The sequence below is a fragment of the Paraburkholderia caffeinilytica genome (genome assembly GCF_003368325.1).
Taxonomy (GTDB): domain Bacteria; phylum Pseudomonadota; class Gammaproteobacteria; order Burkholderiales; family Burkholderiaceae; genus Paraburkholderia; species Paraburkholderia caffeinilytica.
The window spans coordinates 2172946-2196200 of sequence record NZ_CP031466.1; the positions used below are offsets into that span (position 1 = coordinate 2172946).

A 23255-nucleotide genomic window follows, 5' to 3' on the forward strand; every position below is an offset into this window, starting at 1 on the left:
GTTTGCGAGGTGGACAAGCGGCACAGGGATAAGAGCAGCCACGCACGCGGCGTGCGTGCGTGCGCTGCGTGCGTGGACCGGATCGCCGAATACACGCTAGGCGCGTGACGCGCGCCCGACGATCTCCGCGGTGGTCGCGATCTGTGCATAGTCCATCGCGAGGTTCGCGAGCGACAGCGCGTGAATGTCCTCGGCCGCCCACAGGCGACCGTTCAGATCGCGCATGTCGAACGTAAAGGCAGCGTCGCTCGCCACCAGCGTGGTGAAGCCGAGGTTGCCGGCGGTACGCGCGGTGGCTTCGACCGAATTGTTCGTGATCACGCCTGCGATCACCAGCTGATCGATTTGCCGCACGCGCAACCAGCGTTCGAGCCCGCTCGCGATGAATGCATCCGGCACGTTCTTTTCGACAACATGCTCGCTTTCACGCGGCTCGAAGGCCGGCTGAAATTCGACGCCACTCTGCCCCGGCCAGAATACCGAGTCCGGCTCACGGGAAATATGGCGCACATGCACGACGGGGCGCGCGGTGTCGCGCCAATGGGCGAGCAAGGCCACGAGATGGCGTTCCGCGTCCGGGTTGTTGCGGCGGCCGAGCTTCGGAAACCGGATGCCCTTCTGCAGATCGATCAGAATCAGTGCGGCCTTGTCGTCGAGGCGTTTCATGGCAATGAAAATCCGCTGTGAAGTGGGGTAAGCGGCTCATTGTACGGGCACCGCCTCGAATGACGGCACACGTCGGCTTATGCATTGGCGCTTGCCTGCCGGCGCGTTGCATCGCACAATCGGTCTCATCCTTTCTACCGGGGCCCGCCCATGGCCTACGCCTCGCTCGCCACTGGCGTGTTGCTCGCCGCCGGCTTCGGCTCGCGCTTCGACCCGGACGGCCTGCACAATAAACTGCTCGCACAGATGCCCGACGGCACGCCCGTCGCGCACGAAGCCGCGCACCGGTTGCTGCATGTCGTCTCGCGCGTGCTGGCTGTGGTGCGGCCGGGCTCGGACGCCCTCGCGCGCCTCCTGAACGACGCCGGTTGCGACGTGGTGTTCGCGCCGAACGCCAAACATGGCATGGGCGCGAGCCTCGCCGCCGGCATCGAAGCCAGCGACGACGCCGAGGGCTGGATCGTCGCGCTCGCCGACATGCCGCGCATCGGCACCACGACGATCGAAGCAGTGGCGCGCGCGCTCGACGGCGGCGCTTCGCTGGTCGCACCGTTTTATCAGGGACAGCGCGGCCATCCGGTCGGCTTCGGCATCGAGCATCGGGACGCGCTGATCACACTCGACGGCGACACCGGTGCACGCGCGCTGTTGACCTCGCAGCGGGTCATGCGGCTGGATGTCGACGACCCCGGGGTTCTGCGGGACGTGGATACGCCGGAAGACCTGCGCAATATTTAAACTGAGCGTGCCCGCGCCGTTGGCAAACTCAATGCTGGACGCTCGCCCCGCGGTTCCAACAATTTTTGCGAACCGCTAGCCGGAGATCGGCAATCATTTTTTTCGTGTCCAAAGTATGGCGTGCAACGTGGAGTTGCCCGCGATGTCGCCACGCTCGTTGATCCCGACACCTTCGCTGAAGTTGTCCCCGGCGAGCGTGCCCAGGTCGGTCATCGCCCCATGTTCAAACAGAAACGCATGCGGCAAGTACGGGTTGGTTCCGGCATCCGATTCGCCGACCACCTGGCCGCGATTGTTGATCCCGAAAGCGTTGCTATCGTTGCGACCGGGGAGCGTGCCCAGGTCAGTCATTACCCCCTTTTCATACAGAAAACCGTGCACGTCCCCGCTTGCGGTAGACGATATGCCGACCACCTGGCCGCGATCGTTGATCGCCTGAGCATGGCTGGTGCCGTTATTCCCCTGGAGCGTGCCCAGGTCGGTCATCACCCCGTGTTCATACAGAAAGGCGTGCGCGTACCCACCTGCGATGGACGAATAGCCGACTACCTGGCCGCGATCGTTGATCCCCAAAGCTCCGCTATCGCTACCACCGGGGAGCGTGCCCAGGTCGGTCACCACGCCGTTTTCAAACAGAGCCGCGTGAACGTACCCGCGTAGATTGGACGCTAGACCAACCGCCTGGCCGCGCTCGTTGATCCCGTTCGCTCCGCTGACGTCGCCGCCGGGTAGCGTACCCAGGTCGGTCATCACCCCATGTTCGAACAGAAAGGCGTGCGAGTTCCCGCGCGCGGTGCTCGAGGAACCGACCACCTGGCCGCGATTGTTGATCGCGCTAGCTGAGCTGTAGCTGCCACCGGGGAACGTGCCCAGATCGGTCACCACCCCGTTTTCAAACAGACAGGCGTGCGTGTTCCCACCCGCCGTGATCGAGTAGCCGACCACCTGGTCGCGCTCATTGATTCCGAGAGCGTTGCTGTAGTTATATTCACCGGGGAGCGCGCCGAGGTCTTTGATGACGAGACTTTGGCCTGCGGCAGGCTGGAATGCGGCGACCGCGATCAGAGTGAAAGCAATCAGGGTGCGGCGAACATAGTGCACATTGCCAATTACCTTGCATGCGGATTGCATAATGATCCCCTTTCCTGGGATATAACCTGGATCGCGATCGGCCGCCTGGCCGCAATCGCACCGGATGCATTTCGACAAGGACGGATCCAATAAGAGGGACGCGGTGCTATTTCGGAATCTCTGGAACCAGCATCGACATGAATGTCGGCACGACTTCGATTCATGTGCGGCACAACGGAATACGCCTTGCGTCCCGATGTGAGCGCAGATCGATATAAATCCGAGTTTATTGAAAATAAAAATCTGCTATAAATGCCGCCCACGCATCTGCATCAGGATAAATCGCGCTGGCTTGCATCAGAAAGCGGACGTGATTAATTTGGATTGCTGCCCGGCGCAACCCAGACGTTAGAGTCTGATCCGGCATGGATCACCGTGATCAATGACGAGATCGGCCGTTATCCGCTTCCGGTTTTGGAGATTGGAATAGGTATACAGATAGAAGTTACCGACCACTCTAGTCTATGGAATGTCTTTTTTCAACTTATTAAATAGCAAGGCAAATTAATGACAATACAAAATTGCCATGAATTGCCTTTGCTCGATGGCGGGTTAAACGTGGTTGAATGACCGCTCGGGTTGAGCGCTCGGGTTGAGCAGTCGCCCCGCCGAACCTCTTACGCCGAATGCGCGAACGTCGGCAGCAAGGCGCGCGATACCCGCAGAACCCGCCGACTTGATCCTGGCCGGTGTTTTAGTGGATACTGTACATCCATACAGTATTTTGGCCACATGGATACGCGCATCGCACTGCGCGCAGCCACGCCGCGTCAGCATGAAACGCATTCCAATCGAACCGTCTTTCACCGCATGGCGGCGCGCTGCGCGGACGCTGCTGCGCCAAGGTGTCGAGCCGTCGCAGATCGAGTGGGTTGAGTCCGGAAACGAGGCGGCGGCCCCAAATAATGGCAGTGGTTCGCCCACGGGGCAGACTGCGCAATCTTCGCCAACGTCCGCAGCGGAACAAACCTCCAGCGCGACCGCAGCCGGCATGCCAAACGCCGAACCCGTCGGCACTGCCGCAGGCAGTGTCGGCACAGGTATGTCCGCCACACCCGCGATTCCCCGCGAACTGCTCTCCTGGCTGAAAACGGCTGCGTGCTTCCGCGCGCCGGACCGCTGGTCGCTGCTGTACCGCGTCCTATGGCGCTGGACGCGCGGCGAGCGCACCGTCCTCGATCTCGGCGACCCCGACGGCTCGCTGCTGGATCAACGCATCCGCGCTATCGAACACGAAACCGAGGATCTGCTGACACTCACGCTGTTCAGACGGCGCGATCCGTCAATGGGGTGGCCGGAATTCGTCGGCTGGTACGAGCCGCATCATGACCTGCTGGCGCGTGCCGCCGCGCGCTTCGCCGCTCGCATGGGCGATTCCACGTGGATGCTCGCCACGCCGCACGGCGCGGTGTTCTGGAACGGCATGCTGATGCGCATCGACCAGCCGGCAGCGGAGGAACACGAACAGGCCACGCAGGCGCTACCGGCCAGCGTCATGACCGGCGAAGCCGTCACCAGCACGCCCACGGAGGCGCTCTGGCTTGCGTATTACGCCAACGCCTTCAATGCCGCGCCGTTGCCCGTGCCGTTGCGCTACTGGAGAATGCCGCCCGCGGGTCCGCCATTGCCCGCACGCCTCGCGCGTGAGCGCAGCCGTCTGGGCGCGCAAAGCGCCACCGTCACCGTGCCGTCCACGCCGCCAATCGAGTATTCGGCGATGACACCGCCCTTGATCGAGCCCACTGGCCCGCTCGCCACCTGCCGGCGCTGCGCGTTATGGCGCAATGCGAAACAGGCGGTTGCGGGCGTCGGGCCCGCCCATGCGGCGATCATGGTGGTCGGCGAACAGCCCGGCGAGCACGAGAACCAGCACGGCGAGCCCTTCACCGGCCCGGACGGTCAACTGCTGGACGCCGTGCTGGCGCGCGCCGGTCTGAAACGGGAAGCGCTGTATCTGACTTATGCCGTCAAGCATTACAAATGGGAAACGCTCGATCAGCAGCGCGTCCACCGCACGCCCGCGCGGCGCGAAGTCGAGGCTTGCCAGTACTGGCTGGAAAAAGAACTGGCGCGGATCGCGCCACGCGTGGTCGTCACACTGGGCGCGACCGCGCTGGAAGCGCTGACCGGCCCGCACGTCAATCTGTCCGAATACCTCGGCCAAACCATCGCCCACGACGGGCGCCTGATCGTGCCGGCCTGGCATCCGTCGTATGCGCTGAGAACGGCCGACGCCGGCTTGCGCGACGACATCGAGGCGTCCATTGCGGCAGCGTTCAGCCGCGCGGCGGCGCTGGCGGGAGACGTCGCGTAGCCCGCGAAACAAAAACCGGAACCGCTCACAGCTGAGTGATCAATCAGGCCAGGCGCTCATAGCTGAGCGCTTACGCGCACGATGCACGGCCCCTGAAGGTGAGCATGTTCGGGATAGGCCAAACGCGCGACGGTGAGCCTCTGCGGGAAAGCACGGCAAAATCGCCCCCGGCCGGGCATGCGGTTTGCGTCGATTGCAACGGTTACACACGTTGCGCCGATTCCGCCTAAGCTGATGTGACGCCGTCAATCCGGCAAGCGTGTCTCGCGCACTATCGAAGCTTCGAATACGGCCGCGCGTTTCGAAACCACCCTACCTCCCATGAGCGAAACCAGCCCTCGCCTTTTCATCGTCTCGCCCCATTTCGACGACGCCGTCTTCAGTTGCGGCGCATTGCTCGCCGCCCATCCTGACGCCGCGGTCTGCACGGTGTTTGCCGCGCCGCCCGAGCAGGAAATGCATACCGAATGGGATGAAAGATCGGGTTTCGCGAACGCCCATCAGGCTATCCACGCCCGCACGCTCGAAGACAATCTCGCGCTGGAAGTGCTCGACGCGATTCCGCTGCGCATGCCGTTTCGCGGCAGCCAATACATGGATTCGCCGTCGATCGGCAAATTGGCGGCGATGCTTGAAGAGACCATCTACCGCACGACCGCGAACACGCTGCTCATGCCGCTCGGCCTGCATCACGACGATCATGTGCTGGTGTTCGAAGCCTGCTGCGAAATCCTGCCGCGCCTTTCACATCTCACGTGGTTCGTCTACGAGGAAGCGATTCACCGCCGCACGCCCGGTGTCGTGCAGGCGCGGCTCGCCGACCTCGCGCAACGCGGCGTCGTCGCGACGCCGGCCTATCCGAGCGCCGGCCACACGATTGATCTTGCGCGCCGCACGCAGCTCAAACGCGAGGCGGTCAACGCTTACGAAAGCCAGCTGCGCGCGTTCGGCGCGGGCGATTACGACGACGTTTTCGCTACCGAGCGTTACTGGCAATTGAGCGTGCGCCGCGGCAGGAAAAAGTAAGCGGTGCGCGGCGCGCTGGATCGCCTACGCTAGAAGGAAACGGTCGGCGTGTGGGTGAATTCGGCCGCCGGTGGCCGTGCCGCCCGCTTTCCGTTCGCCTCTCAACTCAAAGGTGATGCAATGAGCTACGACATGCATACCAGCCCGATTCCCGATCCGAACGCCGATCCGAACAAGGACCCGGAAGCCGATCCGCTCGTACCGCCGTCGCCGGGTCATCACACCGAGGAGCCGCAGCGGCCCGATGGACCGCCGGACAAAGACCCGGTGTGACGCCGACGCGCCTATTGTCGGATCGTTGCCGAACCGCTGCCGGACGCGCGAATGAACGCGTGCTTTAGCGCGTCAGTTCGCTAAAACCTTGCAGCAGACGGTCGATGTCGGCGGCGTGGAGATTGCCCATCGTAGAGATGCGGAACAACTCGGCCGACAACCCGCCTTGACCGGCGTAGATGACGAAGCCGCGCGCCTTCAGCGCATCGTGCAGTTGCGGATACGTCACGCCGTCCGGCAAGCGATACGCGCGCAGCACCACCGACGACTGCTCCGGCGGCAACACACTGCCGATGCCCCGCTCGGCGAGGCCTGCGCGCGCCTGCTCGGCGAGCGCCGCGTAACGCGCGTGGCGCGCTTGCCAGCCGCCTTCGTCGGCGAGTTCGCGCAGTGCTTCGACCAGCGCGTAATACGCGTGGACCGACGGCGTGAACGGCGTATTGCGCTGATCCTGCAAACGCGCGAGGCGCCCGAGGTCCAGGTAATACGTGCGGCTCGCCGCCTGTGCGAGCGCCGCGCGCCGCACCAGCACGAACGACGCGCCCGGCACGCCATGCAGACACTTGTTCGCGGTTGCCGCGACGGCGTCGAGACTGGTGTCGGTGAAATCGATCGCTTCCGCGCCGAAGCTGCTGACGCCGTCCACCAGTAGACGCAGGCCGCGTTCACGGCACAGCGCGCCGAGCGCCTGCAAATCGTTCAGACGTCCCGTCGTGGTTTCGTGATGAATCACGGCGACGTGAGTGAACGCTTTGTCCGCGTCGAGGCGTTCGGCGATCTTCGCGAGATCCGGTGCCTGCATCCAGTCGTGTTTCAGCGACGCGTGCGCGATGCCGTATTGCGTGGCGATCTGCGAAATACGCTCACCGTACACCCCGTTTTCCACGACCAGCAGCTTGCCGTTTTGCGGCACCAGCGCAGCGGTCATGCTTTCGACAGCGGCCGTGCCGGAGCCGGTCATCAGCACCGCCTGCCATTCGCTTGCGTCGAGGCCATACAGATCGACCAGACGCGTGCGCGCCTCTTCCTGCAAGTCGAAAAACTCGCTTTCACGGTGGCACAAATCCGTTTGCAACAGGCTGTGGCGAACGCGTTCGGTGAGCGTCACCGGGCCGGGATTGAGCAGCAACATCAGCGCACTCCTTAAGCGGCGCCGATGTGGCGCATCAGACGCGTCTTCACATCGGGCGGGGTGATAGTGGGACGCGGCAAGCCGTCGGGCGTGCCGCGGCGAATCGCCAGTCGCGCGAAGCGCGGACCATCGGGCGACGGTGCCGTTTCGAACAGCTCGTCGATCGCGTTGACGTCGTCGCTTTCAACTGCCGACGCGTAACCGCACGCCGCAGCGACACCCGCAAACGACACTTGCGACGACACCGTCGCCTGGCCGCCGGTCGAGTCGTGCGCGCCGTTGTCGAGCAGCACGTGCGTGAGATTCGACGGGCCGTACGCGCCGAGCGTCGCGAATGCGCCCATGCGCATCAGCGCGGCACCGTCGCCGTCGAGCGCGACCACGTGCAGGTCGGGACGCGCGAGCGCAAGACCCAACGCGAACGGCGTCACGCAACCCATCGAGCCGACCATGTACAACTGGTTGGGGCGGTCGTCGATTGCATAGAGTTCGCGGCCGCAAAAACCGGTCGACGCGAGCACCACCGTCGATTCGAGCGGCGTGTGCGCGATGACCTTCCGCAGCGCATCGTGACGCGAAGCCAACTCGTTCGCGGCGACGTTTTTGAATTGCGAACGCGGCGGCGCCGGCGCACGGCGAGCACTCGCCTCGCCCTCTTTCAACTCGACCGGCGCCACGCTGCCCTTTTGCATCACGAGCGCGTACGGCCGGCCGGTTTCATCCATGTGAGCAATCGCGCGATCCAGCGCCGGGCCGATCGCGTCGGCTTCGGTCGGGAAGGTTTCCCATGGAATTTCCATCGTATCGAGCATCGCGGGCGTAACCGGGCCCATCAGCGCGTGCTGCGGTTCGTCCGCGACGCCGGGTTGCCCGCGCCACGTCACGATCAGCAACTGCGGCAGACGGAAGGTCCACGTGAGCGAGGTCAACGGACTCACGGCATTGCCGAGGCCGGAGTTCTGCATCATCGTGATGCCACGCCGGCCGTTCCGCGCGCCGAGCGTGACGCCCGCGATCAACGCGACCGCATCGCCTTCGTTGGCCGCCGAGATGTAGTGCAGCGATTCGTCCTGCAATACGTAGTTGATGAACGGCGTCAGATACGAGCACGGCACGCCTGCATACCAGTCGAAGCCGCGTTCACGCGCCGCCTCGACGAACTGTGCCGCCTCGATCATTGTGCGGCTCCGCTGGCTGCGTTCGTCTGCTTGCCGACCGCTGCCGCGAACGGCGCTTGCGCATGCGCGAAATCGCCGGCGCGGCGGAAGTCTTCCAGATCGTTCACGCCACGCCAATGACCGTGGACGTATTGCACTTCGATCGATTCGCCCGCTTCGATCAACGCATTCAGCAACGCGGGCATATCGAGCGAATCGAAATCCGGGCGCGCCTGCAGTTTGCCGAGTACCGCCTGCAAACGCTCAAGCCCCTCGCCGCGCACATTCAGCAGACCGACCCAGCGGCCATGCGGCGTTTGCGAAGCGATGGCCGACGAGGCCCCCTGTCCGCTCGACACGTGACGCAACGTGACCTTGTTGCCGAACAGCCCGCGATCGTCGGCTGCCGAGCACCATGCGAAGTCGCGCACGCTGGCGTTTTCCGCATCGGTCAGCGACGAATCGACCACCACGCTGAAGGTGGCTTCGCTCTCGACCAGATCGCGCAGGATGTAGCTGCGGAACAGCAGATCGCCGTACGAGATGACCGTATCGCCCGCGAGCTTGTCGACCTCGCCGCGGACCGCGCAGGCAAGCGACGCCAGTTCGCCGGTTTGCGCGTGACGTTCGTTGACGACCAGCTTGATGCCGGCCGTATCGATCGCGTCGGCGCGATAACCGCCGACCACGGTGATGTCATTGACACTCTGCTTCTTGAACGCATCGATGAGCCAGCGCAACAGCGGCTTGCCCGCGATCGGCAGCATGACTTTCGGACGATCTTCAGTGACGGCTTCGAGCCCCTTGCCGCGGCTTGCCGCGAGCACGATCGCCGCACCGGCCGCGCGTCCGCTCGACAGATAACGGTCTTCGGCTTCCGAATATTCGTCGGCGTCCTGCAGACGGAAAATTTCGTTGACGGCGGCGATGCTGTCTTCGACGTTGACGAGCGTTTCGCTCGAATGAATGTCCTTGGCCACGGCCTGCATGGCCGAGGTCGCGGCGCGGATCAGATGATTCGCCCAGATGACCGTGCTGATGCCGGCTTCGCGGAACACTTCCGTGGGCGTGCTGTAGTACTTGGTCGGCACGATGACGAGCGGCCCGCGGCCGGCCCATTCGCGTGCGAACTCGAGAATTTCGTCGGGACGCGAGAGCTTGCTGTGAATCAGGATCGCGTCGGCGCCTGCCTGGCGATAGGCTTCCGCGCGACGCAGCGCCTCGTCCATCCCCCAGCCGGCGATGAGTGCTTCGACGCGCGCGACGATCGAGAAATTTTCATCGGACTGCGAGTCTTTACCGGCTTTGATCTTGCCGCAGAACTCGTCCATATCGGCGAGCGGCTGCGCCTCGCCGTTGATGAAGCTATTCGTTTTCGGGAATTGTTTGTCTTCGATGCAGACGCCGGCAATGCCGCGTTGTTCGAGCTTGCGCACGAGGCGTCGCACGTTGTTGAAGTTGCCGTAGCCGGTATCGCCATCGAGGAGGATGGGCAGATCGCTGGCGTCGGCCATGAATTCGAGGTTGTCGACGACTTGCGTCCAGCTGGCTTCATTGTTGTCGCGCACGCCGAATTGGGCGGAGATCGCGAGGCCCGAACCCCAGATCGCCTTGAATCCGGCTTCGCGGACGATGCGGGCGGAGAGACCGTTGTGGGCCTCCATCATGAATTCGAGTTCGTTGCTCACGAGCATCTGGCGCAGACGCGCGCTGCGGGACGCGGAGACGAAAGCAGGTTCGCGGGCGTTCATTTTCTTTTTACTCCTTGTGGCGGGCTTATTGGTGCTCTTTTTTGCCCGGCTGGCGGCTGGAAAATGGCGACTATAGCTGAAAACGTTTTTATCCGGCGTCTAGCTGGTATTCGGCTTTTCTGATGTTGCCGTTAAGTGGGAAAATGTGCTGTTTTTTGCATTTCATGCAGTGGCGTTTGGGTTTGGATTTTTTTGGCGTTATGTGGAGGAATGTGATTGGGCCCTGCGGGGCTTGGGTTTTGGGGCGGTTTTTTGGTTTTTTTGTATTGTCTTTTTTTATTATTCTGGATTAGTTTAGTTATTTGTTTATTGGTGTTGCCCCGTTCGGGGTCGTGGTTATTCTGTGGTTCTGGGTTTGGTGCCATTTCTTGAATTGTTAGTGGTCTATTAGCGTTGCCCCTGTGCGGGGCGGCACTTACTTTCTTTGCCGCCGCAAAGAAAGATAAGCAAAGAAAGCGGCTCACACCGCTAATGCTAAGCGGGCACCGTGGTTTGCAACGGATAGTGGTGCATCTGGAATCTGTGTTCGTGCCCCTGCCTGTGCGTGTGACAAAGGATTCATCAGCTCCCACTCCGCACTACGTGCGTCGCGGACGGGTCTGCATGGGAAACCAACAGCTTCGGTTGGACGCAGCGAAAGCCATCGGCTTCGCCTCGGCGACATGCCTCTGCACTCACCCGGAAACCCCCACTTCAAATGATTTGTCGATGTGCGGTAATCACAGTCACAGTTGCAGTTGCAGTTCCAATCACAATCACAATCGCGAAGGCGAAGGCGAAGGCGAAGGCGAAGATGAGTCACGGCCCGGTGGCGAGACGTAGGTATCAAAACGTAGCGGGGGTTTTTATGAAGCACGCTTCGGCGCGCGCAGCGCCGCTGGAAGAATGACGCCCTTGTCACACGCACATGCAGGTGCACGAACACAGATTCCAGATGCACCACTACCCGCTGCGTGCTGCGGGACCCGCTTAGCAGGGGTGGTGTGAGCCGCTTTCTTTGCTTATCTTTCTTTGCGGCGGCAAAGAAAGTAAGTGCCTGCCCCGCACAGGGGCGAACGCTAATGGACCACTAACAATTCAAGGAAGGGCACAAAACCCAAATCAACGAAAACCCAGACCAACCAAATTAGCCCCCATTTAGTCATACAAATAAAACAGCGGGTTTCCCCTCCCCTGCGGAGCAAACAACGACAAGCCGTAAACACAGTCAGCGACAAGCCACTCGCCGCAAGCCAAAAAGTGAAAGAGCAACCACCTGACCGACCACCTCGCGAAAGCGAAAGCAAAAAGCCCATTGCTATGACTCTGAACAAAAAACTAGCCTCTATGATCGCGGTCCTCTGGACCGGCCTGATCCTGATCGGCGGCTTCGGCGCATGGCAAAACCGCGCCTCGATGATCTCCGACCGCCGCGATCAACTCGCCGCGCTGATCGATCAGGCCAATCACATCGTCAACCGCTACTACACCCTCGCCCAGCAGCACACGATCACCGAGGACGAAGCCAAAAAGCAGGCGCTCGAAACGCTAGCCGCCATGCGTTACGGCAAGGACGGCTATATCTCCGTCAACAACTCGCAATCGGTCATGCTGATGCACCCGATCAAGCCGGAACTGATCGGCAAGAACATGGCGCAATTCACCGATCCGGCGGGCAATCATCTGTTCACGGATATCGTCGCCGCAGGCAATCACCCAGGCGGCGGCTATGCCGACTATCTGTGGACCAAGCCCGGCAGCGATAAACCGGTGGCGAAAACCAGCTTCTCGTTCCACTTCGAACCGTGGGACTGGTATCTCGTCACCGGCATGTACATGGACGACGTGCAGCGCGCGTTCTACGCCAACCTGCTGCGCTGGCTCGTCATCATCCTGACGGTCGGCGCGATCGCCACAACCGTCATGCTGCTGGTGTTGCGCAGCATCCGCCGCACGCTCGGCGGCGACCTCGAAGTCGCGGTCGAAGCGGCTCAACTGATGGCGCAGGGCAACCTTTCCACCCGCGTGCCGGTGCAGGCGAACGCCCCCGGCGACAGTCTGCTGCACGCGCTCCACGCCATGCAGGCCGGCCTCGTCGATACGGTCTCGCGCGTGCGTCTCGGCACTGAAAACATCAATATCGGCGCGACGGAAATCGCCGCCGGCAACACGGATCTCTCGCAGCGCACCGAGGAACAGGCCGCGGCGCTCGTCGAAACGGCATCGAGCATGGATCAGATGACGGTCAACGTAAAGCAGAACGCGGACAGCGCCCTGCAAGCAGCGCAACTCGCCGGTCAGGCGGCGGATGTGGCCACGCGCGGCAGCCGCGTCGTCGACGACGTGGTCCGCACGATGGGCGAAATCACCAGCAGCTCGCGGCAGATCGGCGACATCATCGGCGTGATCGACGGCATCGCGTTCCAGACCAACATCCTCGCACTCAACGCAGCGGTCGAAGCGGCCCGCGCGGGCGAACAGGGACGCGGCTTCGCAGTGGTCGCCGCGGAAGTGCGCAGCCTCGCGCAGCGCTCGGCCACCGCCGCGAAGGAAATCAAGGCGTTGATCGAAACCTCGACCCATACCGTCGAAGCGGGTGCGTCGCTGGTCGCCAACGCCGGTTCGACCATGGGCGAAATCGTGCAGTCGGTGCGCCGCGTGAACGAGATCCTAGAGGAAATCAGCAACGCGTCGCGCGAACAGAGCGCGGGCATCGAACAGGTCAATCGTGCGGTCGGCGAAATGGATCAGGTCACGCAGCAAAATGCCGCGCTCGTCGAAGAAGCCGCCGCCGCGGCCCATTCGCTGAAAGATCAGGTGGGTGTGTTGCGCGAGGCAATCTCGAGCTTCGCTTTACCGGCCTGAGGCCGCCGGCTCTTTTCAGGCTCTTTTCAGGCTCTTTTCAGGCTCTTTTCAGGCTCTTTTCAGACTGCGGGCCATAAGCAGAAGAGAAGCGCACAAAAAGTAGGCGCTCTACAGGCAGAGAGCGCCTCTTTAACACGCCGCGTCGGAGTCGACGCATCAATCGAACGAACCAGCCGCGCGGATTTTTCAAGTCCGCGCGGCTTTTTTGTGTCCGCCTGCGTTTGCGCCTGCGTTTGCGCCTGTGCGTGTGCCGGCTACGTCTTGCGGCTACGGCTATACCCACGTCCGCGAAGGCGCCCCGTTCAGCGAACGCTTGCCGCATCCGATCCCGCAACCGATCCCGCAACCGTCGCCGCGCCCGGCGGCGGCACCGTGCACGACGTGCCGCCCGGTCACGCTCCCTTGCATGGCTCTCGCATCAAGATTACGTTCTGATTACAATCAGGGCAGCGCCGATTGCCACGGCCGGGCCGCCGCCGATTCGGGCGGCGCAAGCTAATTCCGCTGCACGCCACACGCGTGCGGCTCTCACTCGAGGAGCACACTCGACAGTCACGCGCAACAGGCCACCGGCCTCGCCGGTTTCTCGCCCTCGCACTGCTGTTCGTTATCCGCACTCATGATCCAGAAGAAGAAATCGCAGCCTCACGATCCGTACGCACCCGTCGCGAAGAACCCGTTGCTGGCCGCGCGCCTGCCGATGTGGCGCTCGAAACTTGTCGTCCTGCTGGTGTTCGGCGCGTTCGCGTCGCTGGCGGCGCGCGCGTTCTGGGTGCAGGTGGTCAATCAGGACTTCTATGTCGATCAGGGACAAAAACGCTATCAGCGCACGCTCGAACTCGACGCGACGCGCGGGCGCATTGTCGACCGCAATGGCTCGATGCTCGCCGTCAGCCTCGCGACCTACGAAATCTGGGCCTCCCCCAAGCTGCTCGACGAAGCCTCGTTCGCGCCGCTCTCGAAGCTGCTGGACCTGCCGCTGGCGGAGCTCCGCAGGCGTCTGAACGGCGACAAAACCTTCGTGCTGCTCAAGCGCCAGGTGGACGCCAACACCGCCGGTCACCTCAACAAACTGGGCCTCGCCGGCATCACGCAGATCGCGGATTCGAAGCGCTTTTATCCCGAAGGCGAATCGGCGGCGCACGTGGTCGGCTTCACGGATATCGAGGACAACGGCCAGGAGGGCGTCGAGCTCGCCGCCAACGAACAGCTGCTCGGCGTGCCGGGCCAGCGCGAGGTGATCCGCGACCGCCTCGGCCGGGTAGTGTCCGAGACCCGGCCGCTCGTGCCCGCGCAGAACGGCGACACCATCCATCTGACGATCGACCGGCGCATTCAGCAACTCGCCTACGCGCAACTGAAGGACGCCATCGCCAGAAATCGCGCCGAAGCCGGCAGCGTGGTCGTGCTCGATGCGCGCAACGGCGAGATTCTCGCGCTCGCCAACTATCCGAGCTTCGATCCGAACGACCGCGCGCGTCTCACCGGACGGCAACTGCGCAATCGCGCGGTTGTCGATACGTTCGAGCCCGGCTCGACGATCAAGCCGGTCGTCGTCGCGCTGTCGATCGACGAGGGCAAGGTGCGTCCGCAAAGCATCATCGATACCGCGCCGGGCTGGTACAAGATCGGCCCGGCGGTGATTCACGACACGTCGAATCACGGTGCGATGACCGTCTCCGAAGCCGTGCAGAAGTCGAGCAATATCGCGCTCGCCAAGCTCGCGCTGAATCTGCCCGCCGAAAAGATCTGGAACAAGTATCAGGAATACGGGCTTGGATTAAGGCCCGAGTTGACCTTTCCGGGTGTCGCGTCGGGCAAGGTGCGTCCGTACAAACGCTGGCGTCCGATCGAACAGGCGACGATGGCGTATGGCTACGGCTTGTCCACTTCGTTGCTGCAGATCGCACAGGTTTATACCGCCTATGCCGGCAACGGCACCCTGCATCATGTGAGCCTGTTGCGTAGTGACGGAAATGCGGACGGAAATGCGAACGGACGTGCGAACGGGAGCGCAGGTGCGGGTGCAAGTGCAGGTGCGACCGTCGCAGCACAGTCTGCCGACAAGGGCCACGCGGTCACAACGCCCGCCACCGCGCGCGCGATCCGCTCGATGCTCGAATTGGCCACCGGCCCTGGCGGCACAGGGCGCGCGGCGGCGGTGGAAGGCTACCGGATCGGCGGAAAAACCGGCACGGCGCGCAAACAGGTCGGCGCGACTTACGCGAAAAACCGTTACCGCGCCCTGTTTGTCGGCATGGCGCCGATGAGCGATCCGCGGCTGATCGTCGCCGTGATGATCGACGACCCGGCCGGCAAGGCATTCTATGGGGGGACGGTGGCCGGGCCGGTGTTCGGCGCGGTGACGGGTGGCGCGCTGCAATTGCTGGGGGTGCCGCCGGACGCATGAGGCCCCGTGGCTCCGTGAATCGCGCCGCACCCTTCCTGCTGCGACGGTTAGCGTGGCGCGTTGTCGCTGCCCGCTTTCGCCATCGCCTCGATGCGATTGCGGCCATTGCGTTTGGCCTGGTACATCGCCCGGTCGGCCTCTTCCATCATCGCGTGGCCGTGCGCGGCCGCGTCCGCCGGCGCACCGGTAATCGTGCGCGCCGCCACGCCGATCGACACGGTCAACGCGATGCGTTCACCGCGATCGTCCTGCAAATCCAGCTTCTCGACAGCCAGCCGCACGCGCTCGGCGACCGTCAGCGCATCGGCCCGATCGCCTTGCAGCAGCGCGGTGAACTCTTCGCCACCGTAGCGCGCCACGGTATCGCCCAGCCGTACCTGCTGCCGCACGCAGGCCGCCACCGCTGCCAGCGCGCGGTCGCCGGTCTGATGTCCGTAGGTGTCGTTGATCCGCTTGAAGCTGTCGATATCGATGAAAAGACACGCAACCGGCACGCCATACCGGACGGCGCGCATGATTTCCTCGCGCAGCCGTTCATCGAAATAGCGGCGATTGGCGAGGCCGGTCAGCGAATCGGTCATCCCGAGTTGCTTGAGCCGCTCGCGATGCGCGACATTGTCGAGGCTCGCCGTGACGATGCTTGCAAAGCGCTCCAGGATATCCGTGGCCATGCCTTCGGCGAAACGCCCCGGGTCATCGCTGCACAGGCAAAGATAGCCGCTGACGGTGCCGCCGGCGGCGAGCGGCAGCAAAATCGCGCTCGCCGGTCGGTTAGCGTCGCCGAAGAAGGCGCGTCGCGCCGTTTCATCCAGCTGGCCGAGCTTGCCCAGCCACGGCCGTCCTTCGTCGCACAGACCAAGGGCGGCGAGCCCCCCTTCACGCGACGTTTTCAGATTGGGTTGGTCGAGCGCGTCCAGCGTGCCCGGATCGAGCAGTTCGAGCAGCATCGGCGCGCGGTCGTCGAGCCACAACGTCACGCTCGCCAGCGAGAATTCCTGCGGCAAATGGCTGAACAGCGTGTCGAGAAACGACGCGAAATCCTGCGCGCCGATCAATCTCAACTCGACGTTCTGAAAGCGGCGCAGCGTGCGCTCGTTGTGCTGCACGGTATCGACGAGCGAGCGCAGGCGGTCTGAAAGCGGCGTTTGAGCGAGATTCGTCACGTTATCGATGCGGGCCCGGAGGCGAAGCGGGGTCGGCGGCCCCAACCGCTGTAATAACGGCTGATTCCGCGCGGTCTTGAGGGCTGGATCATCACGCAAGCAAAACAGCGCGCTAAGGGAGCGGTGATCGGGACAGGTAACCGGACAGATACCGGCACAGATAACGGGCCAATCAGGCAAAGGAATCAGCCGCGGGAAGTTTAAGTGCGATCTTAAGTTTGGCTTAATTCTTACCTGTAACTATGGCGTCCAACATCCCCTGTTGAGCCGCCAGAACATCGGCGGCGCTTTTTTTCTCTCAAGGGATGTCGCCGACGCGCCGATAGATGGACAGCATGCCTGCGAAGAAGGAGTCAAACGATGGTGGAAGACACGGTATTCGAGCATCTGCGCGCGATGCCCGGCAACGAATGGGTGCGCCAGATCCATTCGTGCAAGGTCTCGGACCCCTTGCAACCCCCTTGGGGACGCTCGTACAGACTCGTCGAATGGACCATGAAGCACACCCCCGAATCGAGCCGCCGTGTGGTGCCAGCGGAAAGCACGCCACTCGAAATCGCTCAGGCAGTCGTGTCGCACATTCCGGGGCGCCGCTTCTGCCAGCATGGCGACGATTGATCGCGCAGCCGGCAACCCGCCCTCAGTTTTTCACGCGCTTCGCTACTTCTTCCTGAAACAGGGCGAATTCTTCCCCTGCGGCTTTTGCGACACTCGGCCGCTGCATCAGTCGCTTGTAGTAACCCGCAACCGCCGGCCATTGCGACAGATCGATGCCGCCATACGATGCCCAGTTCAACACGGTGACCAGATACGCGTCGCCCACGCTGAACGCGTCGAGCAGATACTCGCTTTGCGCCAGATGATCTTGCAGAACGCCTAGCCGCAACGCGGCCTTGTCGCGCGCATAGCGCTTCACGTCTTCAGGCGCGCGCGCATCGAGCAGCGGCACGAACACCGCCTTGTGCAACTCCGTGCTGATGAAACCCAGCCATTGCTGCAACCGCGCGCGCTGTGCCGTGCCCGTGGCAGGCGCAAGCCGTGCGGCCGGAAAATGATCGGCCACATACGGCAGGACCGCCGTGTTTTCGGTCAACAGCCAGCCTTCGTCCGTGCGTAGCACCGGCACCTGCCCGAGCGGACTGATCGGATAGAAGTCCGAGCCGTCCGGCAACTGTTTCGACTTCGTGTCGACCTGAATATATCGAGCCTGTGCCCCCGCCTCATACAACGCGATTCGGGTGGTCATTGAGCAGGCGAGCGGCGAGAAGTACAGATCCATGGGGAAGTCTCCTGTCGTTAATGTTTTTGTACTATATTGCATATAAATCACTTCCACCATATTTTTATGCCGACCAGTACAAAAAAAGAAGTCCGCCCTCGCGGCCGTCCACGTGCCTATGATTCCGACCAGGCGCTCGCCGATGCAACAGACGTGTTCTGGCGCAGCGGCTATGCGGGCACCTCGCTGGATCAATTGAGCGCCGCGACCGGTATGAACCGCCCGAGCCTGTACGGCGCGTTCGGCGACAAACATGCGTTGTATCTGACCACGCTCGAACGTTATATCGAGGCCGGCCGACTCGCGATGGTTCATGCGCTCGGCGAAGACCTGCCATTGCCGCAAGCCCTGCTGCGCGTTTATGACGGCGCGCTCGCGTGGTACCTGCCCGCCGACCGCGATCCGCTCGGCTGCTTCATGATCGGCACCGCCACGGTCGAAGCGGGGGATGACGCCGAAGTCCGCGCGATGCTTGCCGAGGGACTGCGCACCTACGACAAGGCCTTCGAGAAACGTCTCAAGCTGGCCCAGGCCGCGGGCGAACTGCCCGCCGATGCGCAACTGCCCCTCCTCGCGAAGATCGCGTCGGCGATTTTGCATAGCCTCGCGCTGCGCGCCCGCGCGGGCGATTCGCGCGCGTCGCTGCGGGCGATGGCAGTGGCGGGCGTGGCGTTGATATGCGGCAGTACTGGCGAGTCGCCTGTGCCGGCACCAGGCAAAGCTGCAGCGAAGGGACGGGGACGCTAGGCGGCAAGTGGTTCGCTCGCGTTGTTCGGTTTCGGCTCAGTCACCGCGCGCGACGCGTTGCCGTGAAAAAGACGGGCTATACTGTATGCATATACAGTACTTTTCGTCTGAACAATGCGCCTCCCTCCCTTCGATCCTCCCACGCTCGCCGAACTGCGCGCCTGGTGGCGCACGCGAGACGAGCAAGCCGTCCAGCGGCTCATTCTCGAGATCCAACGTCAACGGCTCACGCTGCTGGAGTTGCGCAGCCTGATCGACAGCGGCGTCCAGCAGGCGCGCGCCGCCGACCGCACGCTGGTCGAACGCGGCGAACCATTAATGACGTTACGCATACGGATCGCGCAGGAAGTGCTGCGCGTGGGCGATATCGACGACACGCGGCAGATCAGCCGCGCCGAACAGGAGAGACTCGCCGTGCGCACGCAGGGCCAGATGGAATACGCACGCGAAGGCCGCCTGAGGCGGCAGCGCCGGAATATCTAGATCGCGCGTGCCGGCGTGTTTCCGCACGCGCGAACCGGAAAACGGCACGCGGCCGGGTCGGTGCCGCCGCTTCAGCGTGTTTGCGTCGCGACGCGCAGGCCGAGCGAAATGAACAGCACGCCGATGATCTTGTTTTGCCAGCGGCCAAGCCATGTCAGGCGCTTGACGAGCTTGCCCAGCGGACGAATGGTCAGCACGATCAGCGTCGTATAAAGCGCGCTCATGCCGACGAAGATCAGTCCGAGCGTCGTGAACTGCAGAAACGAGGAGCCGTGCTCGGGGCGAACGAACTGCGGCAGGAACGCGAGGAAAAACAGCGCGGTCTTGGGGTTCAATACTTCGGCGGGGATCGCCTGCAAGAAGGCCTTGGAAGCGGAGACCGGCGCGACAGCCGGCAAATGCGCGCTCGCCTGCTTTTCGCGCAAGGCGCGAATCCCCAGATAGACGAGATAGGCGGCGCCGACGAATTTCACGGCGTTGAAAGCCAGTGCCGACGTCATCAATATGGCCGACAGGCCAACCGATGCGCCTAACGTGTGTATGAAATCGCCAACGGCGATGCCGAGACCGGTGAGTATGCCGGCCTTGCGCCCACCATGCACCGTGCGGGTCAAGACCAGCAGCACGGCCGGACCGGGAATCAGAAAGAGCCCCAGCACAACGGCAACGAAGGTTCCCAGCGTGGAAAGATCAAGCATGTCGTCTCCTTTGTGGCGCGCCCGGTTCAGCGGACAGGCACGCGTTCAGCGGACGATTGTAGATCGTTCGACGATTCCCCGCCGACGATCCGTTACCATTGCAGGCACAGGGCCGCATGCGCTCCCCATGCGGCCCACATTTTTTCATCCATTGAAGTCTTTGCCTTGCCCACCTTTACCTTGCCCGCACCGCTCTGTGCGGAACTCGAAATCCGCAAGAGCCGTTTCATTGCGCACGCGATACCGGTCGCCGATCGCGACGCCGCGATGGCCGAGTTGCGGCGTCTGCGCGACGAACATCCTGGCGCGACGCATGTGTGCTGGGCGCTGCTGGCAGGTGGCCAGTCGGGCATGTCCGACGACGGCGAGCCATCCGGAACCGCGGGCCGGCCCATTCTCGAAGTGCTGCGGCATCATGATCTGGACGGCGTGCTGGCCGCCGTCGTGCGGTACTACGGCGGCGTGAAGCTGGGCGCCGGCGGGTTGGTGCGGGCGTATACCGACGCGATTGCTTCGGCTCTATTGGACGCACCGCGGGTGGAGCGGATTGCTCAGGTCACGCTGATCGTCGAAGTGAGCTACGCCGATGAAGCGAAGGTGCGGAGATGGATCGAGGCCGAAGCTTACGGACTCGTGGACAGTGCCTACGGGATGCTGGTGAAGATGACCGTCCGGCTGCCCGCCAACGCGGTAGACGATGCCAGACTGGCTCTGGTGGACATGACTCAGGGGAAAGCCGGTTTCTTTTGATCGTGTTGTCCGCTGAGCGGGGCTGTTTCAATTGTCCGGGAATTCCGGACCCTGATCCGGGTAATGACCCAACCAGGAAGAGGCACGGGATCGGCTCGCTGTTACCATGCTGCTCTGTACCGGGATGACTCAACTTAAAAGGCAATTCCTCTGACCTCGACCGCCGCTTTTTCCAGCACAGCGCCCGAGTCGCCGCAACAGAGTCCGTCTCTGCGGCCATCGCTCGGTCCCTTGCGTCCGGCCCTGAGATCCGCTGTGCTCAAGGGTTGCGGCGTCGTCGCACTGCCGCTGATGCTGTCTGCCTGCTCCTGGTCGTGGTTCGGCCTGAATTGCCCACCGCGTGCGGCCGCGCATCCAACCGGCTGGCTCAGCATCGCCCCCGCCAGCGATTTCGCCTACATGCCGGCGCGCAACGGCCAGGTTTCGCCGAACCGGATCGAAAACACGGGGATGACCGATATCGTGCTAAAAAACGATATCAACGAGACCGTGCGCAACAGCATTGTCAGCAGCTTGCAGCTCGCCGGTTTTCATCTCACAGAAGGCGGGAAGGTTTTGAGCGGCAGCATCGAGAAGTTCACGGTGGACGACACGCGCTCGCCGGCGTCCTGGACGCTGAAAATGCGCTACGTCGTGACCGATGCCGCCACCCGGAAGGTTGTGTTTTCAACCATCAAGACAGTCAGGCAGAAGGCACCCAAATTCACCAGCTATACGATCGCCATCGAAGACACGGTCAAGCTGAGCGTGGAAGCATTGATCAGCGACCCGGGCTTCGTCAATTCGGTGAATTGAACAGACGGACCGGATCGGCACGGTCCGCCGATTCGCTACAATCGGGGAATGCCGGGGAAAGACAGAATCGGGCAGAGTCGAAGCATCGCCGGCACCTGCCGTCTCGCGCGCCCGATTCGTCAACCCCGTCCCCTTCTTCGTGCGAGCCGTCATGTCTATCACCGCCTGGCTGTTCTTCCTGCCCGCCTGCTTCGCGATCAACCTCGCGCCTGGCCCGAACAATCTTCTATCGATCAACGTCGCCGCGCGTCACGGCTTCATGACGGCTTTCGTCGGCGGCACCGGCCGGTTAGTCGCGTTCGCGCTGATGCTGGTGTTGGCCGCGACCGGCCTCGCCGTCGTGCTGCACGCATCCGAGTGGTTCTTTCTGGCGATCAAACTGGCCGGCGCCGCGTATCTGATCTGGCTTGCCATCCAGTTGTGGCGCAGCGACGCTCCGGCCATCGATACGATCCGGCAGGACGACGCGTCGCTCTGGCGGGTTGCGCGGCAGGAATGTCTCGTGGCGGCGGGCAATCCGAAGGCGATTCTGGTTTTCACCGCATTTTTGCCGCAGTTCGTAGATATCGCCAAACCGATGCTGCCGCAGTTCGCAGTGCTCGGCGCGAGTTTTCTGGTGCTTGAATGGGTGGCGATCGCGCTGTATTCGTGGGCTGGCATGCACCTTGGCAAGTGGCTGGTTCGCGCCAAGGTTCGGCGGTGGTTCAATCGCTGCTGTGGGGCGTTTCTTGGGGCGATTGGGGTGAGTTTTTTGCTGGTTAGGCGGGGACAGTAATAGAACCTCTGCAATAACGCCATGGAGCGGCGCATGGATAAGATTCAACGTCATCTGAACGCGGCTCTCGCCTTCGTCGCGGGTGAGGCACTCGTCTGTCTCATGCTCCTGACCTCACTGATGTGCAAGCTGACAGAACGGATCGGCAAATCGCAGCCACCGCGCTAAGCTGGCGATCATTGTTTGCGCAGCGCTTCCAGCGCTGCTCCGAGCGCCGGCTTCGGTGTCCCTGAGGCGTCCACCAAGCCGAAATTACGCTCGCGCGCATTCTTGCCATTGACTGTGTCCTGCCACTCGTAGATCGAGATCAGCGGTGTATTCATCGAAGCACGCCTCATAAGAAATGCCTGGATGCTTGCCGCCTGACCGATCACACCCCCCTTTGCTCCAGACGAGACGCCCCACTCTGTAATCAGTGCCGGCAGTCCATAGCGGGAAAGAACGTACGCGGATGCATCTTGAATCTGCCGTTCGCCCATTCCATATGCATGGTATGAAACGGCGTCGATGCAATGGTCCGACGATGATTGAACGCTCTGTAGTAGCTTGTCCGAGCGGGAACCGGATGCTGGGGCTCTCGCGAAGCCGAACCCAATCACAGGCTTCAATGCGTGAACGTTTTTCAGTCCGGCGCATACCGCCCGCATATATACCGGAAACGTCGTATCGACATCGCCGGTTGGCCAGTATTCAGGCAACTCCGGTTCATTCCAGAGTTCGACGGCAAGCACATTGTTCCTGTAAGTACCAACCAGACTGTTTACTACGTGAACCAGTTGCTGCGCGGCGTCGCGTAGTTGCGCATTGCGCGCCGCCTCATCCGACTGATAAGACCGAGCAAGAGGGATTGTCGAGCGCACCGTAAGAAGGACCGGCAGGTCCGCATCCTCAGCAGCGCCGAACGCGCTGGCTACCCGCTTCCGATATTCAGCGGTCTGCATCGAATTCGCCCATACGCCGAAACGGACAAAGCTAAATCCCGCAGCTTTGATCTGCATCGCCGATGTCGATGTGAAGCGCTCGACCTTGACTTGCATGCCTGTCTTTAAGGGGCTTCCGCTATCGAAAGCCCGCTGTCCGAACTGCTGCGCCTGAACTTGCATGGTTATGCCGACCATGCAAT

At 62.5% G+C, this 23255-nt stretch carries 23 protein-coding genes; 13 read left to right on the forward strand and 10 right to left on the reverse strand.

Annotated elements, in window-relative coordinates; translation table 11 throughout:
* Positions 1 to 96: 96 nt before the first annotated feature.
* Entirely contained in the window at positions 97 to 666 is a 570-nt protein-coding gene (locus tag DSC91_RS09635) for a cysteine hydrolase family protein (protein ID WP_115777909.1), read from the reverse strand.
* 150 nt (positions 667 to 816) lie between these two features.
* Between DSC91_RS09635 and DSC91_RS09640 the strand changes: the two genes are divergently transcribed.
* A complete protein-coding gene (locus tag DSC91_RS09640; protein WP_115777910.1) occupies positions 817 to 1404 on the forward strand; it encodes a nucleotidyltransferase family protein in 588 nt (195 codons plus the stop codon).
* A 93-nt stretch (positions 1405 to 1497) separates the two neighbouring features.
* Here the strand turns inward: DSC91_RS09640 and DSC91_RS09645 are convergent, their stop codons facing one another.
* Positions 1498 to 2613 carry an HAF repeat-containing protein gene (locus DSC91_RS09645; RefSeq protein WP_229758174.1) on the reverse strand — a complete coding sequence of 372 codons (1116 nt, stop codon included), beginning with the start codon at positions 2611 to 2613 and terminating at the stop codon, positions 1498 to 1500.
* Between the two features lie 913 nt (positions 2614 to 3526).
* On the opposite strand from DSC91_RS09645, the gene DSC91_RS09650 reads away from it, so the two are divergent.
* From DSC91_RS09650 to DSC91_RS37825, 3 genes are all read left to right on the forward strand, one after another.
* The gene (locus DSC91_RS09650; protein WP_308422808.1) at positions 3527 to 4849 is read left to right on the forward strand and encodes a UdgX family uracil-DNA binding protein; all 1323 of its coding nucleotides are present in this window, start codon (positions 3527 to 3529) and stop codon (positions 4847 to 4849) included.
* 321 nt (positions 4850 to 5170) lie between these two features.
* The gene (locus tag DSC91_RS09655; protein WP_115777912.1) at positions 5171 to 5875 is read left to right on the forward strand and encodes a PIG-L family deacetylase; all 705 of its coding nucleotides are present in this window, start codon (positions 5171 to 5173) and stop codon (positions 5873 to 5875) included.
* Between the two features lie 120 nt (positions 5876 to 5995).
* On the forward strand, positions 5996 to 6148 hold the full coding sequence (locus tag DSC91_RS37825) for a hypothetical protein (RefSeq protein ID WP_167470497.1): 153 nt from the start codon (positions 5996 to 5998) through the stop codon (positions 6146 to 6148).
* A 64-nt stretch (positions 6149 to 6212) separates the two neighbouring features.
* Here DSC91_RS37825 and DSC91_RS09665 read toward each other — a convergent pair whose 3' ends face one another.
* From DSC91_RS09665 to DSC91_RS09680, 4 genes are all read right to left on the reverse strand, one after another.
* A complete protein-coding gene (locus DSC91_RS09665) occupies positions 6213 to 7280 on the reverse strand; it encodes a 2-aminoethylphosphonate aminotransferase (RefSeq protein ID WP_115777914.1) in 1068 nt (355 codons plus the stop codon).
* Positions 7281 to 7291: 11 nt separating this feature from the next.
* Entirely contained in the window at positions 7292 to 8458 is a 1167-nt protein-coding gene (aepY, locus tag DSC91_RS09670) for a phosphonopyruvate decarboxylase (RefSeq protein ID WP_115777915.1), read from the reverse strand.
* Positions 8455 to 10188, reverse strand: coding sequence for a phosphoenolpyruvate mutase (aepX, locus tag DSC91_RS09675; protein ID WP_115777916.1), 1734 nt, complete (start codon positions 10186 to 10188; stop codon positions 8455 to 8457). Before aepX ends, aepY begins: the two co-directional genes overlap by 4 nt.
* A gap of 131 nt (positions 10189 to 10319) precedes the next feature.
* The gene (locus DSC91_RS09680; RefSeq protein WP_162831286.1) at positions 10320 to 10652 is read right to left on the reverse strand and encodes a hypothetical protein; all 333 of its coding nucleotides are present in this window, start codon (positions 10650 to 10652) and stop codon (positions 10320 to 10322) included.
* An 835-nt stretch (positions 10653 to 11487) separates the two neighbouring features.
* Here DSC91_RS09680 and DSC91_RS09685 point away from each other — a divergent pair.
* Positions 11488 to 13032, forward strand: coding sequence for a methyl-accepting chemotaxis protein (locus DSC91_RS09685; protein WP_115777918.1), 1545 nt, complete (start codon positions 11488 to 11490; stop codon positions 13030 to 13032).
* Between the two features lie 619 nt (positions 13033 to 13651).
* Positions 13652 to 15442 (forward strand): peptidoglycan D,D-transpeptidase FtsI family protein, encoded by a 1791-nt coding sequence (locus DSC91_RS09690; protein ID WP_115777919.1) that lies wholly within the window; start codon positions 13652 to 13654, stop codon positions 15440 to 15442.
* 47 nt (positions 15443 to 15489) lie between these two features.
* On the opposite strand, the gene DSC91_RS09695 is transcribed toward DSC91_RS09690, so the two are convergent.
* Entirely contained in the window at positions 15490 to 16605 is a 1116-nt protein-coding gene (locus DSC91_RS09695; protein ID WP_115777920.1) for a GGDEF domain-containing protein, read from the reverse strand.
* A gap of 360 nt (positions 16606 to 16965) precedes the next feature.
* On the opposite strand from DSC91_RS09695, the gene DSC91_RS09700 reads away from it, so the two are divergent.
* Positions 16966 to 17223, forward strand: coding sequence for a DUF2866 domain-containing protein (locus DSC91_RS09700; RefSeq protein WP_093632986.1), 258 nt, complete (start codon positions 16966 to 16968; stop codon positions 17221 to 17223).
* Between the two features lie 22 nt (positions 17224 to 17245).
* Here the strand turns inward: DSC91_RS09700 and DSC91_RS09705 are convergent, their stop codons facing one another.
* Positions 17246 to 17884, reverse strand: coding sequence for a glutathione binding-like protein (locus tag DSC91_RS09705; protein WP_115777921.1), 639 nt, complete (start codon positions 17882 to 17884; stop codon positions 17246 to 17248).
* A 66-nt stretch (positions 17885 to 17950) separates the two neighbouring features.
* On the opposite strand from DSC91_RS09705, the gene DSC91_RS09710 reads away from it, so the two are divergent.
* Positions 17951 to 18631 (forward strand): TetR/AcrR family transcriptional regulator, encoded by a 681-nt coding sequence (locus tag DSC91_RS09710; RefSeq protein WP_115777922.1) that lies wholly within the window; start codon positions 17951 to 17953, stop codon positions 18629 to 18631.
* Positions 18632 to 18745: 114 nt separating this feature from the next.
* Positions 18746 to 19114 (forward strand): hypothetical protein, encoded by a 369-nt coding sequence (locus DSC91_RS09715; protein WP_115777923.1) that lies wholly within the window; start codon positions 18746 to 18748, stop codon positions 19112 to 19114.
* A gap of 71 nt (positions 19115 to 19185) precedes the next feature.
* Here DSC91_RS09715 and DSC91_RS09720 read toward each other — a convergent pair whose 3' ends face one another.
* On the reverse strand, positions 19186 to 19812 hold the full coding sequence (locus DSC91_RS09720) for a LysE family translocator (RefSeq protein WP_115777924.1): 627 nt from the start codon (positions 19810 to 19812) through the stop codon (positions 19186 to 19188).
* A 165-nt stretch (positions 19813 to 19977) separates the two neighbouring features.
* Between DSC91_RS09720 and DSC91_RS09725 the strand changes: the two genes are divergently transcribed.
* The 4 genes from DSC91_RS09725 (at position 19978) to DSC91_RS38500 (ending at position 22300) form a co-directional block, all read left to right on the forward strand.
* A complete protein-coding gene (locus DSC91_RS09725) occupies positions 19978 to 20562 on the forward strand; it encodes an IMPACT family protein (protein ID WP_115777925.1) in 585 nt (194 codons plus the stop codon).
* A gap of 255 nt (positions 20563 to 20817) precedes the next feature.
* Positions 20818 to 21357: a hypothetical protein gene (locus tag DSC91_RS09730; RefSeq protein WP_115777926.1), complete on the forward strand. Its 540-nt coding sequence runs from the start codon at positions 20818 to 20820 to the stop codon at positions 21355 to 21357.
* A gap of 151 nt (positions 21358 to 21508) precedes the next feature.
* On the forward strand, positions 21509 to 22132 hold the full coding sequence (locus DSC91_RS09735; protein WP_115777927.1) for a LysE family translocator: 624 nt from the start codon (positions 21509 to 21511) through the stop codon (positions 22130 to 22132).
* 33 nt (positions 22133 to 22165) lie between these two features.
* Positions 22166 to 22300 carry a hypothetical protein gene (locus DSC91_RS38500; RefSeq protein ID WP_268238834.1) on the forward strand — a complete coding sequence of 45 codons (135 nt, stop codon included), beginning with the start codon at positions 22166 to 22168 and terminating at the stop codon, positions 22298 to 22300.
* 8 nt (positions 22301 to 22308) lie between these two features.
* Here the strand turns inward: DSC91_RS38500 and DSC91_RS09740 are convergent, their stop codons facing one another.
* Complete coding sequence (locus DSC91_RS09740; RefSeq protein WP_162831353.1) at positions 22309 to 23250, reverse strand: cellulase family glycosylhydrolase; 942 nt, start codon at positions 23248 to 23250, stop codon at positions 22309 to 22311.
* Positions 23251 to 23255: the final 5 nt, after the last annotated feature.